The organism is Paraglaciecola mesophila KMM 241 (assembly GCF_000315015.1).
Lineage (GTDB): Bacteria > Pseudomonadota > Gammaproteobacteria > Enterobacterales > Alteromonadaceae > Paraglaciecola > Paraglaciecola mesophila.
In genome coordinates this window covers 67,719-84,017 of sequence record NZ_BAEP01000047.1, presented here as the reverse complement: position 1 = coordinate 84,017, position 16,299 = coordinate 67,719, and the positions used below count along the sequence as shown (strand labels likewise).

Annotated in this window: 12 protein-coding genes; 5 read left to right on the top strand and 7 right to left on the bottom strand. The window is 44.8% G+C overall.

Annotation, left to right across the window (positions count from 1 at the left end):
- Positions 1-2: 2 nt before the first annotated feature.
- Both rplC and rpsJ read right to left on the bottom strand, forming a co-directional pair.
- Complete coding sequence (rplC, locus tag GMES_RS10570) at positions 3-641, bottom strand: 50S ribosomal protein L3 (RefSeq protein WP_006992668.1); 639 nt, start codon at positions 639-641, stop codon at positions 3-5.
- 18 nt (positions 642-659) lie between these two features.
- On the bottom strand, positions 660-971 hold the full coding sequence (rpsJ, locus tag GMES_RS10565; protein ID WP_006992667.1) for a 30S ribosomal protein S10: 312 nt from the start codon (positions 969-971) through the stop codon (positions 660-662).
- Positions 972-1,327: 356 nt separating this feature from the next.
- Between rpsJ and GMES_RS10560 the strand changes: the two genes are divergently transcribed.
- The 5 genes from GMES_RS10560 (at position 1,328) to GMES_RS10540 (ending at position 12,416) form a co-directional block, all read left to right on the top strand.
- Entirely contained in the window at positions 1,328-3,538 is a 2,211-nt protein-coding gene (locus GMES_RS10560) for a GspE/PulE family protein (protein ID WP_006992666.1), read from the top strand.
- Positions 3,539-3,692: 154 nt separating this feature from the next.
- A complete protein-coding gene (locus GMES_RS10555) occupies positions 3,693-7,037 on the top strand; it encodes an amidohydrolase family protein (RefSeq protein ID WP_006992665.1) in 3,345 nt (1,114 codons plus the stop codon).
- Between the two features lie 153 nt (positions 7,038-7,190).
- A complete protein-coding gene (locus GMES_RS10550) occupies positions 7,191-8,213 on the top strand; it encodes a GGDEF domain-containing protein (RefSeq protein WP_006992664.1) in 1,023 nt (340 codons plus the stop codon).
- Between the two features lie 273 nt (positions 8,214-8,486).
- Positions 8,487-10,574, top strand: coding sequence for an elongation factor G (gene fusA / locus GMES_RS10545; protein ID WP_006992663.1), 2,088 nt, complete (start codon positions 8,487-8,489; stop codon positions 10,572-10,574).
- Positions 10,575-10,754: 180 nt separating this feature from the next.
- Complete coding sequence (locus GMES_RS10540; protein WP_006992661.1) at positions 10,755-12,416, top strand: amidohydrolase; 1,662 nt, start codon at positions 10,755-10,757, stop codon at positions 12,414-12,416.
- 96 nt (positions 12,417-12,512) lie between these two features.
- Here the strand turns inward: GMES_RS10540 and GMES_RS10535 are convergent, their stop codons facing one another.
- From GMES_RS10535 to GMES_RS10515, 5 genes are all read right to left on the bottom strand, one after another.
- Positions 12,513-13,391 carry an MBL fold metallo-hydrolase gene (locus tag GMES_RS10535; protein ID WP_006992660.1) on the bottom strand — a complete coding sequence of 293 codons (879 nt, stop codon included), beginning with the start codon at positions 13,389-13,391 and terminating at the stop codon, positions 12,513-12,515.
- A gap of 76 nt (positions 13,392-13,467) precedes the next feature.
- On the bottom strand, positions 13,468-13,686 hold the full coding sequence (locus tag GMES_RS10530; protein ID WP_006992659.1) for a DUF1653 domain-containing protein: 219 nt from the start codon (positions 13,684-13,686) through the stop codon (positions 13,468-13,470).
- A gap of 123 nt (positions 13,687-13,809) precedes the next feature.
- Positions 13,810-14,880 carry a DNA polymerase IV gene (dinB, locus tag GMES_RS10525; RefSeq protein ID WP_083879601.1) on the bottom strand — a complete coding sequence of 357 codons (1,071 nt, stop codon included), beginning with the start codon at positions 14,878-14,880 and terminating at the stop codon, positions 13,810-13,812.
- Between the two features lie 95 nt (positions 14,881-14,975).
- The gene (gene nqrM, locus GMES_RS10520) at positions 14,976-15,209 is read right to left on the bottom strand and encodes a (Na+)-NQR maturation NqrM (RefSeq protein WP_033186607.1); all 234 of its coding nucleotides are present in this window, start codon (positions 15,207-15,209) and stop codon (positions 14,976-14,978) included.
- 34 nt (positions 15,210-15,243) lie between these two features.
- On the bottom strand, positions 15,244-16,269 hold the full coding sequence (locus GMES_RS10515; RefSeq protein WP_006992656.1) for an FAD:protein FMN transferase: 1,026 nt from the start codon (positions 16,267-16,269) through the stop codon (positions 15,244-15,246).
- Positions 16,270-16,299: the final 30 nt, after the last annotated feature.

Here is a 16,299-nt window from a genome sequence, read left to right as displayed (position 1 = left end):
CGTTACGCTTTAACTGCAGCTTTGATGATGACGTCGCCACCTGGCGCTCCAGGAACATTGCCTCTTACTAGAAGAAGGTTGTTCTCTGCGTCAACACGTACTACATCCAAAGACTGAACTGTCACACGTTTATTTCCCATCTGACCGGCCATTTTTTTGCCTTTGAAGACTTTACCTGGTGATTGGTTTTGGCCAATTGAACCAGGAGCACGGTGAGACAATGAGTTACCATGTGAATTACGTTGGTGGCTAAAGTTCCAGCGCTTAATAGCACCTTGGAAACCTTTACCTTTAGAAGTTCCTGCAACGTCAACCATTTTGGTGTCAGCAAAAATTTCAACAGTGATTTCACTGCCAACTTCTATGCCTTCGCCTTCGTTGCCGTCTAAACGGAATTCCCATAAGCCACGACCAGCTTCCACGCCAGCTTTAGCAAAATGACCTGCTGCTGCTTTATTTACGCGGTTCGCTTTTTTGTCGCCAGCGGTTACTTGAAGCGCTGTATACCCGTCGGTTTCGTCAGTACGTAACTGAGTAACACGGTTCGGGGTGGCTTCTATAACAGTCACTGGTATTGATACGCCGTCTTCAGTGAAGATGCGTGTCATACCAACTTTACGACCGATAAGACCAATCGCCATTGTTAAAACCCTCTCTTGTTAGCCCAGGCTGATTTGAACATCAACACCGGCAGCCAAGTCCAATCTCATCAAGGCATCTACTGTTTTATCAGTAGGCTCGATGATATCCACCAAACGCTTATGTGTACGAATTTCATACTGATCACGCGCATCTTTGTTTACGTGAGGTGAAGTAAGTATTGTATAACGCTCTTTACGGGTAGGTAGAGGAATAGGTCCACTAACCTGAGCACCGGTACGCTTCGCAGTTTCAACGATTTCAGCCGTAGACTGATCGATCAACTTGTGATCAAACGCTTTCAAACGAATACGAATTCTTTGATTTGGCATCGATTAAGCTCCAATCGAAAGAACAAAAAAAACCATCCTCGACTACCTTTTTACTTTAGGTAGGGGGATGAATGAAAAACTGCTAACCCAAAATTAGGGTCCTGTATTTAATGACGTTCAGCCGAGGCCTAAGTCAAAACCATTGCCCTTCTGGACAAGTGGGCGCGAAGTATACCTGTATCGCTTATTTTTGCAACAACCAATTGTAAAATAATAGAGATTAACTACCGATTACTTTTAATTACCTACCATGTTCAACTTTATCCCGTGAATGTAAAACAAGTGTTATCCCATTATTCACTCGGCTATAGTGTGACGATAAGTATAAATAAAAAACAAATTTGACGCAGGCTTCTATGGAACATCAAACGGCTTTACAAGAACTTAAGCAACTATTAGCTAATGCCCCTTCTTTAATCAGTGCTTATGACAAATTAGAGCCATTATTGTTATCACTTTTCAATGTTCAACGCATGAGTATCTTTCAGCGCAGAATGCAGCATCAAGATCTTGTTGCCCGCTTTAAAACAGGCGATGAGATACAAGAAATTAAAGTGCCTATTAGCCCGCAGTCTATTGCCGGTTATGTAGCATTAAGTCAAAAGCCACTCATTGTTAATGACCCCTATAGTAGTGAAGAGCTATCTGCGATACACCCACGGCTTAAATTCGCTGACAAGTTCGATAAAAGCTCTACCTTCAAAACACAAAACCTTATTTGCATACCTATTCTAAACGCTGGTGTGTTGATGGGCATCATGCAAATAATCAATAGAAACGATGGTGTCTTTCAATCGGCCGACTTAGCATTAGCCGATAAAGTCGCACAGGCTTTAGGCAATAAGTTTCGCTATGAGCTTGGCGGAACTAGCCAACCGTTCGATTATCTGGTCCATAGAAACGTAATAGATGAAGCGACATTGGCGAAGTACGTTGAGGCAAATCCCGAGCACGCCCAACTCGTTCAGCGGCTGATGACAGAAAAGCGCATACCAGAAGATGAGATGGGTATCGCGTTATCAGTGCACTATCAAGTCCCTTACATCGGCTATAAACCTGACCGATTCCATCTATATCAAAGCGACAGTAAGTTAAATTTGTCTTATTTAAAACGTAACTTTGTTGCTGTGATCACCGATGCCTCTGAAAAACCTACTGTGCTAATGGCGCAGCCTAGTAATGCCAATTTACTAATGGAAATTGAAAGCGCGCTAGGCATTGATAGCTATGGTATCTCAGTCGCACTGCCTAACACCGTTTTACAATACTTAGGTGAAGCAAGCGGTGGTGGCGCTGGTCCTGGCGCCATGGATGAGATCCTAGATGAAATAGAGACCAGCGGCCAAGAAGCCGATGAGCAAGCTGATGATATGTCTGACGACGCACCTGCTGTAGTGCGTCTGGTCAGCCGTATTTTGCATGATGCCAAGCGACTCGATGCATCTGATATTCATATAGATGCAGAGAAAAATGCGCCAACCAGAGTTCGAATGCGCATTGATGGTGTTTGCCGCGATATCACCCAAGTGCCTGCTTCACATCACAATGCTGTAATTGCCCGCATTAAAATCATGTCTAATTTGAACATCGCTGAGAAGCGCCTACCTCAAGATGGCAAACTAGCCTTTAAATTGTCAGGGCAAATTATCGAAGTGCGTGTCGCCACCATCCCCACTGTGGCCGGGGAAGGCGTTGTTATGCGTATCCTTGCTACCGGCGGCGCACTGCCTATGGAGAAAATGAATCTATCACCAGCCAACAATCAAAGCATATTACGCATGATTGAAAAGCCCCATGGCATTTTGCTGGTCGTTGGCCCAACCGGCTCAGGTAAAACCACCACTCTACATGCCGTGCTAGGCCACATTAATACCCCTGATAAAAAAATATGGACAGCAGAAGACCCTGTTGAAATCACGCAAGCAGGTTTGCAGCAAGTCCAAGTAAGTCCTCGCATCGGCTTTACCTTTGCCAGCGCCCTACGCGCCTTTTTGCGGGCAGATCCAGACATCATATTAATTGGCGAAATGCGTGACAAAGAGACCGCCCATGCCGGCGTCGAAGCCTCACTTACTGGGCATTTAGTGTTCTCTACCTTGCACACCAATTCAGCCCCAGAAACCATTACCCGCCTTTTAGATTTGGGTATCGACCCCGTTAACTTTTCTGATGCCTGCATCGGTATTTTAGCCCAGCGCTTAGTGCGTACCTTATGCAAAAATTGCAAAGAATCGACCCCAGCATCGGACACTGATGTGGAGTTTATTACGCGCCAGTACGGTGCGGGCTACTTATCCGAGCTTAGCCTTCAGCCGACCTTAATGCTGCATAAACCTAAAGGCTGTGATAGATGTGGTAACACAGGCTATAAAGGTAGAACCGGCGTACATGAATTGCTCAGCATGACACCCGCGCTGCGCTCACTGGTATATAAGGAAGCACCTGTTAGTCAACTTAAAGCGCAGGCCATGGAAGATGGTATGCGCACCTTGATTCAAGATGGCATTTTAAAAGTACTAAAAGGGGATACTGATATTGCACAAATTCAAATGCTCGCTGGTGTATAAAAGATTTATCACCTGTGAACTAAAGTTCACAATTTAGCTATTTTAGCCAAACTAAAAGTACTGAGGAAAATAGTCTTCCGTACTGATGTTTTGTATATTTTGCGCTTTCTAATAGTCGACTTTTTATAACAATTAAGCTCTCAGGGAATCACACATGTATAAGAACCTAATCAACGTCGCTCTATTTAGCACGATGTTAAGCTTAAGCGCTGACGCATTCAGTCGCGTCGAGCTTGAAGAAACTGAACAAAAAGCACACGCAGAAGAAAGTAGCAACGAAGCAGAATGGGACGTATTGAATCCCCCCTTTAACTTAAACGAAGTCACCATTAATACTGATGAAACGACTTGGTCTAGTCTCGATGTGTCGCCAAATGGCGAGAAGTTCGTTTTTGATATGCTGGGCGATCTATACATCAGCCCTATCGCTGGCGGTGAGGCAACCTCATTAACGCAAGATTTTGCGTGGAATATCCAACCCACATTCAGCCCTGATGGCAAAAAAATAGCGTTTATATCTGACCGCGGTGGCATGTCGAACGTTTGGGTGATGAACAGTGACGGCAGCAATTTAGTGCAAGTAACCAAGGAGAAGAATAACTTAATTCATTCTCCCAAATGGAGCCCTGACGGCCAATATATAGTGGCGAATAAAGGGATAATGTCTAGCCGCAGTATTCCGGCAGGTGAAATTTGGCTATATCACCACTCTGGCGGTGAAGGCATGGCGCTCAAGAAACGAGTGCATGGCAACCCAGATCAAAAAAACATAGCAGACCCGGCTTTCTCCCCTGATGGGAAATATCTTTATTACACTCAAGATGTATCACCCGGCAGCACCTTTGATTACAACCGCGACCCGCTAAAATCTATCTTTGCCATCACTCGTTACGATATGAACACGGGCGAAGAAGAACGGTACATCAGCGGTACAGGGGGAGCTGTTGTGCCTACCCCCTCTCCAGACGGTAAACAGATTGCCTTCATACGCAGAGTAAAGGAGAAAACCGGACTGTTCATTAAGGATATCGCCACAGGTGTTGAATCCCTTCTCTACTTAAAACTTGAGCGTGACATGCAAGAAGGGTTCGGTTCAGAGGGGTATTTTCCTTACTTTGATTGGATGCCCAATTCAAAAAGTATCGTGTTTTGGACCGGCGGTAAATTCCACTCACTTGATGTGAAAACACAGACGATTAAAGACATTCCTGTATCAGTACAAGCAACCGTAAAATATGCAGATGCAGTGCGTTTTGACGTTGATGTAGCCCCCGAAAAGTTTGCGATAAAAATGGCTCGCTGGGCGCAGAAATCCCCTAATGGGAAAAACATTGTTTTTCAGGCGCTTGGTAAGCTTTATATTAAAGATATTAAAAGCGGTAAAGTGAAACGCCTTACTCGGCAGAACGATCATGACGAATACTACCCTCGTTTCTCTCACGATGGTAAAAAGATTGTTTTCACCACATGGAACGATAAAGACTTAGGCAGTGTGCGCACTGTATCCGCCTCCGGTCGTTCAGAAAAAGTAATCACCACAGAGCCTGGACATTACATCGAGCCAAGCTTCTCTACCGACGACAAACTTATCACTTATAATAAGAAAACTGGCGGCTATTTATTGGCTCCAGAATACTCTGTGGAACCTGGTATCTATACCGCCACGGTAAAGGGTGAAAAACACACGCGTGTCGCTAAAAGCGGCAGCGCGCCACATTTTGCTGGTGACAACAGCCGGGTGTATTTTACCGAGTCTGTGTCTGGCAGTGATTATCCTGAACAACAGTTAGTCAGTGTCGACCTCAATGGTGAAGATAAACGTGAACACCTATACGGAGGTGACAAAATCGCTGAATATCGCTTATCCCCAGATAAAAAATGGATTGCTTTCGTATACCAATATAAAGCGTACGTTGCACCTTTCACCGAGATAGGCCAAAAACAAAATATTGGCCCCAAAAGTACCACCATTCCAATTAAGCAGCTCTCGGATCGCGCAGGGGAATATCTAACCTGGCGCAGTGACAGCCAAGCGGTTAGTTGGTATCACGCGGCGACTTACTATGAGCGCGAGTTAAAAGAGGCATTTGCTTTCGTACCCGGTGCAACCGAAGATTTACCTGAACCTGTAACTGAAGGAATATCACTCTCATTTGAGCAGAAAACCGATAAGCCTTCAGGTTATAAAGCACTTGTGGGCGGCACAGTTGTCACTATGCGTGACGCCAATAACCAACAAGAAATCATTGAAGATGGTGTGGTTGTTATCAAGGACAATAAGATTGTTGAAGTAGGCAAACGTGCAGACATTACTATTCCCAGCAATGCTCTTGAAATTGACGCCACAGGCAAAACAATTTTACCAGGCTTGATTGACGCTCATGCTCATGGATCACAAGGTAGTAACGAGATTATTCCAGAGCAAAACTGGAATATGTACTCAGCCCTGGCTTTTGGTGTGACGACTATCCATGACCCATCAAATGACACCTCGGAAATTTTTGCTGCCAGCGAATTGCAAAAAGCTGGCAAGCGCGTTGCTCCTCGCACCTACTCTACCGGTACCATTATTTATGGTGCGGAAGCCCTAGGCTATAAGGCGATTATTAATAGCTATGAGGATGCACTGACTCACTTGCGTCGCCTTAAGGATGCCGGAGCAATTTCAGTTAAAAGTTATAACCAACCTCGGCGTGACCAGCGCCAACAAATATTGGCCGCAGCCCGGGAACTAAACCTGATGGTGGTGCCAGAAGGTGGCGGTAAATACCAGCAGAATATTTCTATGTTAGTAGATGGACATACAGGGCTCGAGCATTCGCTGCCGATCGCTAAAGGTTATGAAGACTTAACAACGCTTTGGGCAGAAACTGAGTTTGGTTACACACCAACATTTGTGGTTTCTTATGGCGGTCTAATGGGTGAAGAGTATTGGTATGACCGCACTGAGGTATGGAAAAACGAAAGACTTCTGCGCTACACCCCAAGCTTTTTATTAGACGGGCGTGCTATTCGTCGCCCTACCGCGCCAGATAACCAATATAATCATGTGTATGTTGCCCAATATGCTAAAACATTACGTGATAAAGGCGTAAGCGTACATATCGGTGCTCACGGGCAACGTGAAGGCTTAGCTGCGCACTGGGAACTTTGGCTGATGACCCAGGGTGGTTTCACACCATGGGAAGCACTGCGAGGAGGCACCATTGATGGCGCCACGCACCTAGGCATGGGCAAGCAACTAGGAAGTATTGAAGCAGGAAAGTTGGCGGATATGATGATTATCGACGGCGACGTATTGACAGATATTCGTCGCAGCGAATATGTAAGTTATACCGTAATCAACGGCCGTATATATGATGCAGCGACCATGAACGAACTGGGCAGCAAAACCAAGCGCCCCGCTTTCTTTTTTGAAAATAACAATAAACTCTTTATGCCTGAGGCAACGCAGCAGAGCATTCAACAAAAATCGGAGAAGCACCACTGGGTACATTAATTAGCCTAAGTCCAATATAAATAGAACGATGGCTTAGCCGTTAAGCCATCGTCTTTTCTTATTTGAGAGCGACGACATGCCACGAAGACATTTTCTGGACGTAACTCAACAGTCTGGTAAGCTTGAAAAATAATCGATTTACGAGCGACGTGTGTGAAAAATCACGATTTAGAGAATTCATTTAAACATCTTAAAAATACTATCCCTTTAATGCTTAAGCACAAAATTCCTGCCGTGCCACTCAACTATGCCCTTTGGTACACCTATGCAAGTAATGAATCTGAATCCCTCAATGAAACCCTAGATCATGCTTTGCAGCGCAATTTACCCATATCAGATTCAAAGACCAGAGACTTGTACCGCAAACATGTAGCAGATGAACAAGATGTAGATGTGTGGGAGCTTCGTCATTCTCTCGAAAGCATGGTGATTGAGCTGTCTCAATCGGTGCAAGATACCCGCAGTGAAACGCGTAACTTTAAAAGTACCATGGATACCTGCATGGACGACTTAGCGAAAGTGGAGCGAGAAGGGTTGAGTATGGAAGAGGTCATGGACTTAGTCCGGACCTTGGTCAGTCAAACCAAACAGATTCGTGGTAGTACTTTGTCCTTTAGCACCGCACTTAATGATGCAGAAAGAGAAATTACGCGACTAAGAAATCAACTCGAACAAAGCCAACAAGCAGCGTTATATGACGCACTGACTGGCCTGTGCAATCGCAGATACTTCGACGCAGAGTTAGCAGCATACGCCATGCGACCAAACATGTGCCTAATATTGGCTGACTTAGATCATTTTAAAAAGATCAATGACACCCACGGGCATGTTATGGGCGACTTGGTCTTAAAAGCCAGCGCTAAAAAGCTGCAGGCTGCATGTAGAGAAGGGGCGCAAGCATTTCGCTTTGGTGGTGAGGAGTTCGCCATTATTGTTCCCAATAGTAAACTCAGTGTTGCCAGACAAATCGCCGAAACTATGCGCAGATCTATTGAAAAAATTGGTGTTAGAGATAAACGCACATCCGAAGTACTCGGAGGGATAAGTGCTTCTTTTGGTATTGCTGAAATGAAGGCCGGTATGAACCCTTTGGCGCTTATTGAGGCTGCTGATAAACAGCTTTACGAAGCAAAGAACTTAGGGCGAAATCGTGTAATGCCCATGTCTAACGGTTAATTGTTATTCTCTTCCTCCAAAAAATTTGCTGATTTCTTGTATTCACTAGAATATTAAAATGACCTAACGCAACCAATTCACCTGCCTAATAAATAAACAAAACACCACTTTATTCGCTGTCTTAAACCATGTAAAATCCGCGCATTCTTTTAAACGGTCGCCCAAATTCCGTAAAAAAGTGAATATTTAGATTTTTCTAAAAAGAAAATCGGCATCCTGCGGAAATATCTTGTATAATCCCGCGCAATTTTTACTCAGACTGAAGTTGAAGAAATGAAAGATTTAGCACGTTACAGAAACATCGGTATTTTCGCCCACGTTGATGCGGGTAAAACTACCACAACAGAACGAATTTTGAAGCTTACCGGTCAAATACACAAAACCGGTGAAGTACATGATGGTGAATCTACCACTGACTTCATGGAACAAGAAGCTGAGCGCGGTATTACTATCCAATCAGCTGCGGTTAGTTGTTTTTGGAAAGACCACCGTTTCAACGTTATCGATACTCCTGGACACGTTGACTTCACTGTTGAAGTTTACCGTTCACTTAAAGTACTTGACGGCGGTATCGGTGTATTCTGTGGTTCTGGTGGGGTAGAACCTCAATCAGAAACTAACTGGCGTTATGCGAATGACTCAGAAGTTGCACGTATTATCTTCGTAAATAAATTGGACCGTATGGGTGCTGATTTTTACCGCGTCGTTGAACAAACCAAAAGAGTACTTGGTGCTAATCCACTTGTCATGGTTCTGCCTATCGGTATCGAAGATGATTTCGTTGGTGTAGTTGATCTACTTACTCGTAAAGCATTCATTTGGGATGACACTGGCCTTCCTGAAAACTACGAAATCACAGATGTTCCTGCGGACATGGTTGATAAAGTAGAAGAATACCGTGAAATGTTGATCGAAACTGCCGTTGAGCAAGACGATGACCTGATGATGGCTTACATGGACGGCGAAGAGCCTTCTATAGACGACATCAAACGTTGTATCCGTAAAGGTACGCGTACTATGGACTTCTTCCCGACTTACTGTGGTTCTGCATTCAAAAACAAAGGCGTTCAAAACATTCTTGATGCTGTTGTTGATTACCTACCTAGTCCTACAGAAGTTGACCCTCAACCTCTTACAGACGAAGAAGGTGAGCCGAATGGTAAATACGCAATCGTTTCTCCAGATGAAACGTTTAAAGCGTTAGCGTTCAAAATTACAGATGACCGTTTTGGTTCACTTACTTTCGTACGTATCTACTCTGGTACGCTTAAAAAAGGCGACACCATACTTAACGCTGCTACAGGTAAAACTGAGCGTGTTGGCCGTATGTGTGAAATGCAAGCAGATGACCGTAACGAGCTTACCTCTGCGCAAGCTGGTGACATCATCGCGATCGTTGGTATGAAAACTAACGTGCAAACTGGCCACACTTTGTGTGATCCAAAAGATCCAATCATTCTAGAAGCGATGGTATTCCCTGAGCCAGTAATCTCTATCTCTGTTACACCTAAAGATAAAGGCTCAACTGAGAAAATGGGTATCGCTATCGGTAAGATGGTTGCAGAAGATCCTACTTTCCGTGTAGAGACTGACCAAGATTCTGGTGAAACAATCCTATCTGGTATGGGTGAGCTTCACTTGGACATAAAGGTAGACATTCTTAAGCGTACTTACGGTGTTGACTTGGTTGTTGGCGAGCCTCAAGTTGCGTATCGCGAAACGATTACCCAAGAAGTTGAAGATACTTATACCCATAAGAAACAATCTGGTGGTTCTGGTCAATTCGGTAAAATCGATTACCGTATCAAACCAGGTGAGCCTAACTCAGGTTTCACTTTCACGTCAGTGGTTGTGGGTGGTAACGTTCCTAAAGAATTCTTCCCAGCTATCGAAAAAGGTTTCAATAGCATGATGGGTACAGGTGTTCTAGCTGGTTTCCCAGTACTAGACGTTGAGGTTGAATTGTTCGACGGTGGATTCCACGCAGTGGATTCATCAGCGGTTGCATTTGAAATCGCTGCTAAAGGTGCGTTCCGTCAATCAATCCCTAAAGCTGGTCCTCAGTTGATTGAACCAATCATGAAAGTTGACGTGTTCACGCCAGACGATCATGTTGGTGATGTTATTGGTGACTTGAACCGTCGTCGCGGCATGATCAAAGATCAAGAAGCAGGCGTTACTGGTGTTCGTGTTAAAGCTGATATCCCTCTTTCAGAAATGTTTGGTTATATCGGTTCACTACGTACAATGACTTCAGGTCGTGGTCAGTTCTCAATGGAGTTCTCACACTACTCACCTTGTCCTAATAACGTAGCGGAAAAAGTAATTGCTGAAGCTAAAGAGCGTAACGCTAAGAAGTAATCATTAATTACCGTTAAATTAAAGGCCCTACTTGTGAAAACCAGTGGGGCTTTTTTGTATCTGTATGCCACTCATTTATTGCTTTTTATAGAGCTCTTAATAATTTGCATAGTTGCTCAATTTAGGCCAACGTTTGCTCTTGGGTTATAGACGCATCAACTTTGCGAGAAGGACATCACAGTGAAACATTCAGTTTTGATATTGTTAAGTTATTTGTTAAGTACAGCCACATTAGCCGCCCCCACTCACATCACCAATGTGCAAGGTTACACCCTTAGCGATAAAGAGGAGATGGTGACGTTTACTGATATGGTTTTCGATGGCGGCAAAGTGTTAGCTATTGGTGGCGGCTCTAGCTTAAAAGATACTTACCCTGATGCCGATGTGATTGATGGAAAAAATCGAATATTACTACCCGGCCTTATCGATGCCCATGGGCACATACTGGGTTTGGGGGAAACTCTACTCGCAGTTGATGTCAGAGATATTCCTAGTGCAAAAGCTTCCGCGCAGAAAGTACGAGATTACGCTCAGAAAAACCCTGATTTAACATGGATATTGGGTGGCGGCTGGAATCAAGTACTTTGGGCCGATAACGCTTTTCCAACCTCTGAGATGCTTGACGAATATATTCAAGACCGACCCGTTTGGATAAGCCGAGTAGATGGTCACGCTGGCTGGGCGAATAGTAAAGCATTGAAAATAGCGGGAGTCACCAAAGATTCGCTAGACCCGCCAGGCGGCCAAATTGTCAGGGATAAAAATGGTGTGCCCACAGGTGTACTAATTGATAACGCCATGAACATGCTAGTGGAAAAAATCCCTCAAGATACCGAACAAGACTTGCAGCGCAAACTTGACGCTGCCGCAGCTCATTTGCTCTCACTAGGGATCACCAGCGCTCACGATGCCGGTATTGATTACGCTACCTACCAATATTACATTAAGCGCAGTCAGCAACTCGAACTGAGCATGCGCATATACGCTATGATTGCAGCAACAGATCCTAAGCTTGCCGACATGCTGAACGCAGGTCCAATTCACGACCAATACGATTACTTGTCGATCAGCAGCGTTAAAGTATACGGTGATGGTGCGCTTGGTAGCCGAGGTGCCGCTATGCTTTCCGCGTATTCAGATGACCATGAAAACATTGGGCTGCTACTCACCCCCGAAAAGCAGCTCAAACCATTATTTGATTTAATCATGGGCAATGGCTTTCAGCTTAATATCCATGAAATAGGCGACCGTGGCAATAGGCTAGCGCTGGATCAATTTGAAGAGACTTTTTCACGCATCAATGGGCAGCACTTGCGTAATCGCGTGGAGCATGCACAAGTTATCGATGTGACAGACATACCAAGATTCAAAACCCTTGAAATAATTCCATCAATGCAGCCTACGCATGCCACAAGTGATATGAACATGGCCAAAGACCGGATTGGTGAAGCGCGTTTAAAAGGCGCTTATGCTTGGCAAACTTTCGAAGAACAGGGATCTATTATCCCTTTTGGCTCTGACTTTCCTGTTGAATTAGCCAATCCTTTTTTCGGCTTACACGCTGCGGTAACAAGACAGAATAGAAACAACCAACCTGAGGGCGGTTGGATCAAAGAGGAGGCAGTGACAGTCGAGCAGGCCTTTAAAGGATTCACTTACAGCGGAGCCTATGCAGCTCATCAAGAAAATAGCATAGGTACCTTGTCATCCGGGAAGTGGGCTGACTTTATCTTGATCGACCAGGATATATTCACCATCAACCCACAGGATATTTGGAAAACCAAGGTACTCGAAACCTGGGTTGGTGGTGTAAAACGTTATGATAGCGCCCTGAATGACTAAGCTCGTGTCGTGCTTTTAGCATAGCGGTTGGCACTGCTTGTAGGATAAAAGGACATACCTCCAGCGCTTGCACCGCTGGAGGCGCATCAGTAGGGACTATTGGCCGTTATAGAGTGTGGTGATCCACTTTTCTTCAGTGATGAAGTTCCATGCCCAATCTTGCCATTTCTCATCAAGACCTTCTTCGATAATCGAATCTAGGCTAGCACCTTTGGCTTTTCTGTCCGAAACATAGTTAGCCGTTTGCTGCATCATCTCAAGTGACGCTTGGTAAGCTTTCTTATCGGCTAATTCGCCGTGACCAGGCATTACCCTAGTGTCGTTGTTTATCATGCCAATCACGGTGGAAACGTTTCTAATGTATCCATCAACAGTGCCGCCACCGGCCAAGTCGATGTAGGGGAAACGCCCTTGAAAGAATAAATCTCCCGCGTGCAATACGTTCGCCTGCTCAAACCATACAACACTATCGCTATCAGTGTGGCCTGCTGGCAGATGTACCACCTTGATAGTATCGCCATTGAAATGAAACGTCAGACCTTTCTCATAGGTCACAACAGGCAAGGCCGCATGTTTATGACCGTCTTCGGCGGCTAAGCGTTTACGCACATTATCATGAGCAAAAATGGTGCTTCCCTGTACTTCTTTAAAATAGGCGTTGGAACCTGTGTGATCACCATGATAATGGGTATTGATCACGTACTTCATTGGCTGCTTGGCAATATCGCCAATCGCGAGGGCGATTTTGTCAGCCAAGGGAGCGAACTGATCGTCAATAATTAAAATACCGTCATCCCCAGCCGAAACACCAATATTACCACCTGCGCCAGTGAGCATATATGTTGAGCCATTCACCGCTTGGGTGCTAATTTGTACGTCAGCGAACCTATCATCAGCAGCGCTCAATGTCGTGGCACCAAATATTGATAATGTTGCCATTGCATAACGTAGTGCATTCACTTTTGATTTAAACATCTTGTTTCCCATTTTTATTCGTTGTTCATACAAGAACGAAGACAGGCTAATTTACATTCACCTAAATCGGTACTCGTTATGATTCACTTTCTATAAGTCTAAATCGTGGTACAGTTTGACCATTCACTTCGACCGTTTCTTTAAACATGGACAAAGGGCGGACCCAAAGGCCGCGCTCACCATACATAGGCCGATAAACCACTAATTCTGATTCGTTTTCCGAATGCTTAGCGACCCCAATGACTTCATAATCGTTACCTTTATAGTGACGATATTTACCTACTGCAATGCTCATACTGCTCCCTAAATTTATGTTTTATTCACCCAGTATACAGTTGCCTGTGGCAAGGTGTAACAAGATACAAAAGCTGTTACTAGTGAAAAATAGGGAATCGGAAAAATGAAAGATGGAGGAGCATTAAAGGTTTTGCTCATGCTCAAAGTTAAACACCATTTGCAGAACTTCAGCACTTTCAGGTAAGCCAACGGATAACCCCACTAAGCGAATTCCCCTGTTACCACGCCGTTCTAATGCTTCAATTAGCAGTGTTTTGAAATAGGCTTTATCGAGCACTTGGTGGCGATGCTCCACGGTCGTCTGCTGAAAATCATTGAATTTTAGTTTTACGCCCTGACTTTGTATTGCCAGCTTAGGACTTGCGGCCTCCAAACGACTCAGCAGTTTAGGGTACAAACTTTCCAGCATAGCCAAACACTCTTCATCAGTGGTGATATCTTGGGCGAGAGTGCGCTCTACACCAACAGACTTGCGTTTGCGACTAACACTCAATTCGCGCTCGTCAATGCCATGACTACGATCCCAAATGACAGGACCAAATTTTCCAAACGCTTTCACGAATGCATCGAGAGGATAATCTCGCACGTCTTGGCAGGTAAAGAGCCCCATATTATTGAGTTTCTGTAAGGTGACTTTGCCGACACCTGGGATTTTCCCCAGCGCCAATGTTTTCACAAAAGCATCTTGAGTATCAGGTGTGATAACACAGATCCCATTGGGCTTATTTTCGTCGCTGGCAATTTTAGCCACAAACTTACAGGGTGCAACACCAGCAGAGGCGGTCAGTTCGGTTTCTTCGAAAATCGCTCGGCGGATATCCTGTGCAATTAAGGTGGCACTGCCCGAAAAAAGCTCACTGTCTGTTACATCCAGATATGCTTCATCTAGGGATAATGGTTCGATTTTATCCGTGTAGCGTAAAAAAATTTTACGGATTTGCTGAGATATATCACTATAAAGAGCCATGCGGCCGGGAACGAGAACAAGGTCAGGACAGAGCCTACGCGCATAGGCCGTGGCCATCGCGGATCGAACGCCATACTTGCGCGCCACATAGTTACAGGTTGAGATAACGCCACGGCGGTCAGCGCTCCCCCCAATCGCAAGAGGAATATCGCGATATTGGGGGTTATCGCGCATTTCGACTGCGGCATAGTAGCAGTCCATATCGATGTGTATGATCTTACGCATCTGACAAACAACTGTATTTAAAAACAGTTATTTTGCGCGATTATGCGCCAGAGTCAATGTAAATCTCTCTGGCGGTTATTTTCTAGCAACACAGCTTAAAGAATTTGGTTTTGCTTCCACTCATTCAGCTTGGCTTGACGCGCTTCTTCTCGCTCTAAGCGGGCTTTTTTGCGATCACATGGCTCTGGGCAATCACAGGCTTTATCAATACCCAAGGCGCCTAAACCGCCGCAACTACCTGCTATCGCTTTGCGCTGCACTAAGTAGCCGAGAGACATAGCTACTGCTACGATGAGAAAAAATACGAATGCTAAGATAAAAGTACTCAAAATATCACTCCGAATTGGTCATTTTCGATTATAACTATTGGCGATTAATGAAGGGTTCAAATTTTGGCGTAGTATACTCTTTAAACTCGCCGTTTTCTCGTGTGATCATTAATACCGCTAAATCATTCTGTAACGCCACGTTAAGGGCTTCTTCTTTGCCCATCACGATGAGCGCTGTCGCTAGCCCGTCTGCCGTCATTGACGACGGATGCACCACAGTCACAGCGACCAGATTGTGCGTGATAGGTGCGCCTGTACGTGGGTCTATTAAGTGGGAATATCGCACACCATCTTCTTCAAAGTAGTTACGATAATCTCCTGAGGTTGCAATGGCGTTTGTACCTATCGAAATTATTTCTTGCACCGCGCGCTCAACCGTAACAGGTTTTTCAACAGCTATACGCCATTCTGTCCCGCTTGCTTTGCGCCCCGAGACACGCATTTCGCCACCAATCTCTACCAAGTAATCATGCAGGCCCTTTTTATCCAACAACTCAGCTACTACGTCGACACCATAGCCCTTAGCAATAGTAGACAGGTCTACATACAAATCAATTTCAGATTTTTGGGCCCCGTTATCAAGTAAAGTCAATTTATCTAAACCGGTACGAGCTTTGATTTCTGCCACGGTTTGTTCGCTGGGGCGTTTCTCAGGTTTCGCGTCAGGGCCAAAGCCCCAAAGGTTAACCAACGGCCCTACGGTTACATCAAGTACACCATGACTTAATTCACCCAAGCGCTTCGCTTCCTGCATCACCTTCAATGTTTCTGAAGATAACTCAAAGGGTGCTTCACTCTTCCACTGATTGAATCGTGATAATTCTGAATTGGGGTCGTAAGTCGACATCAATTCATTTACTTTCACCAATACAGCATCGATGTCGTCATGTAACTTTTGTTCATTTAAGTCGTTTCTATTCACAAACTTCACATTGTAAGTCGTGCCCATGGTATGACCCGCTAAATGTGTCTCTATTGGCGCTTGACTACAACCGCTTAGTAGCCATATCCATAAGATAAAGCCAAAGAACTTAGTCTTACCGCTATCACCCATTTTCATTTTTCACCTAAATAAAAAAAGGGACCGAAG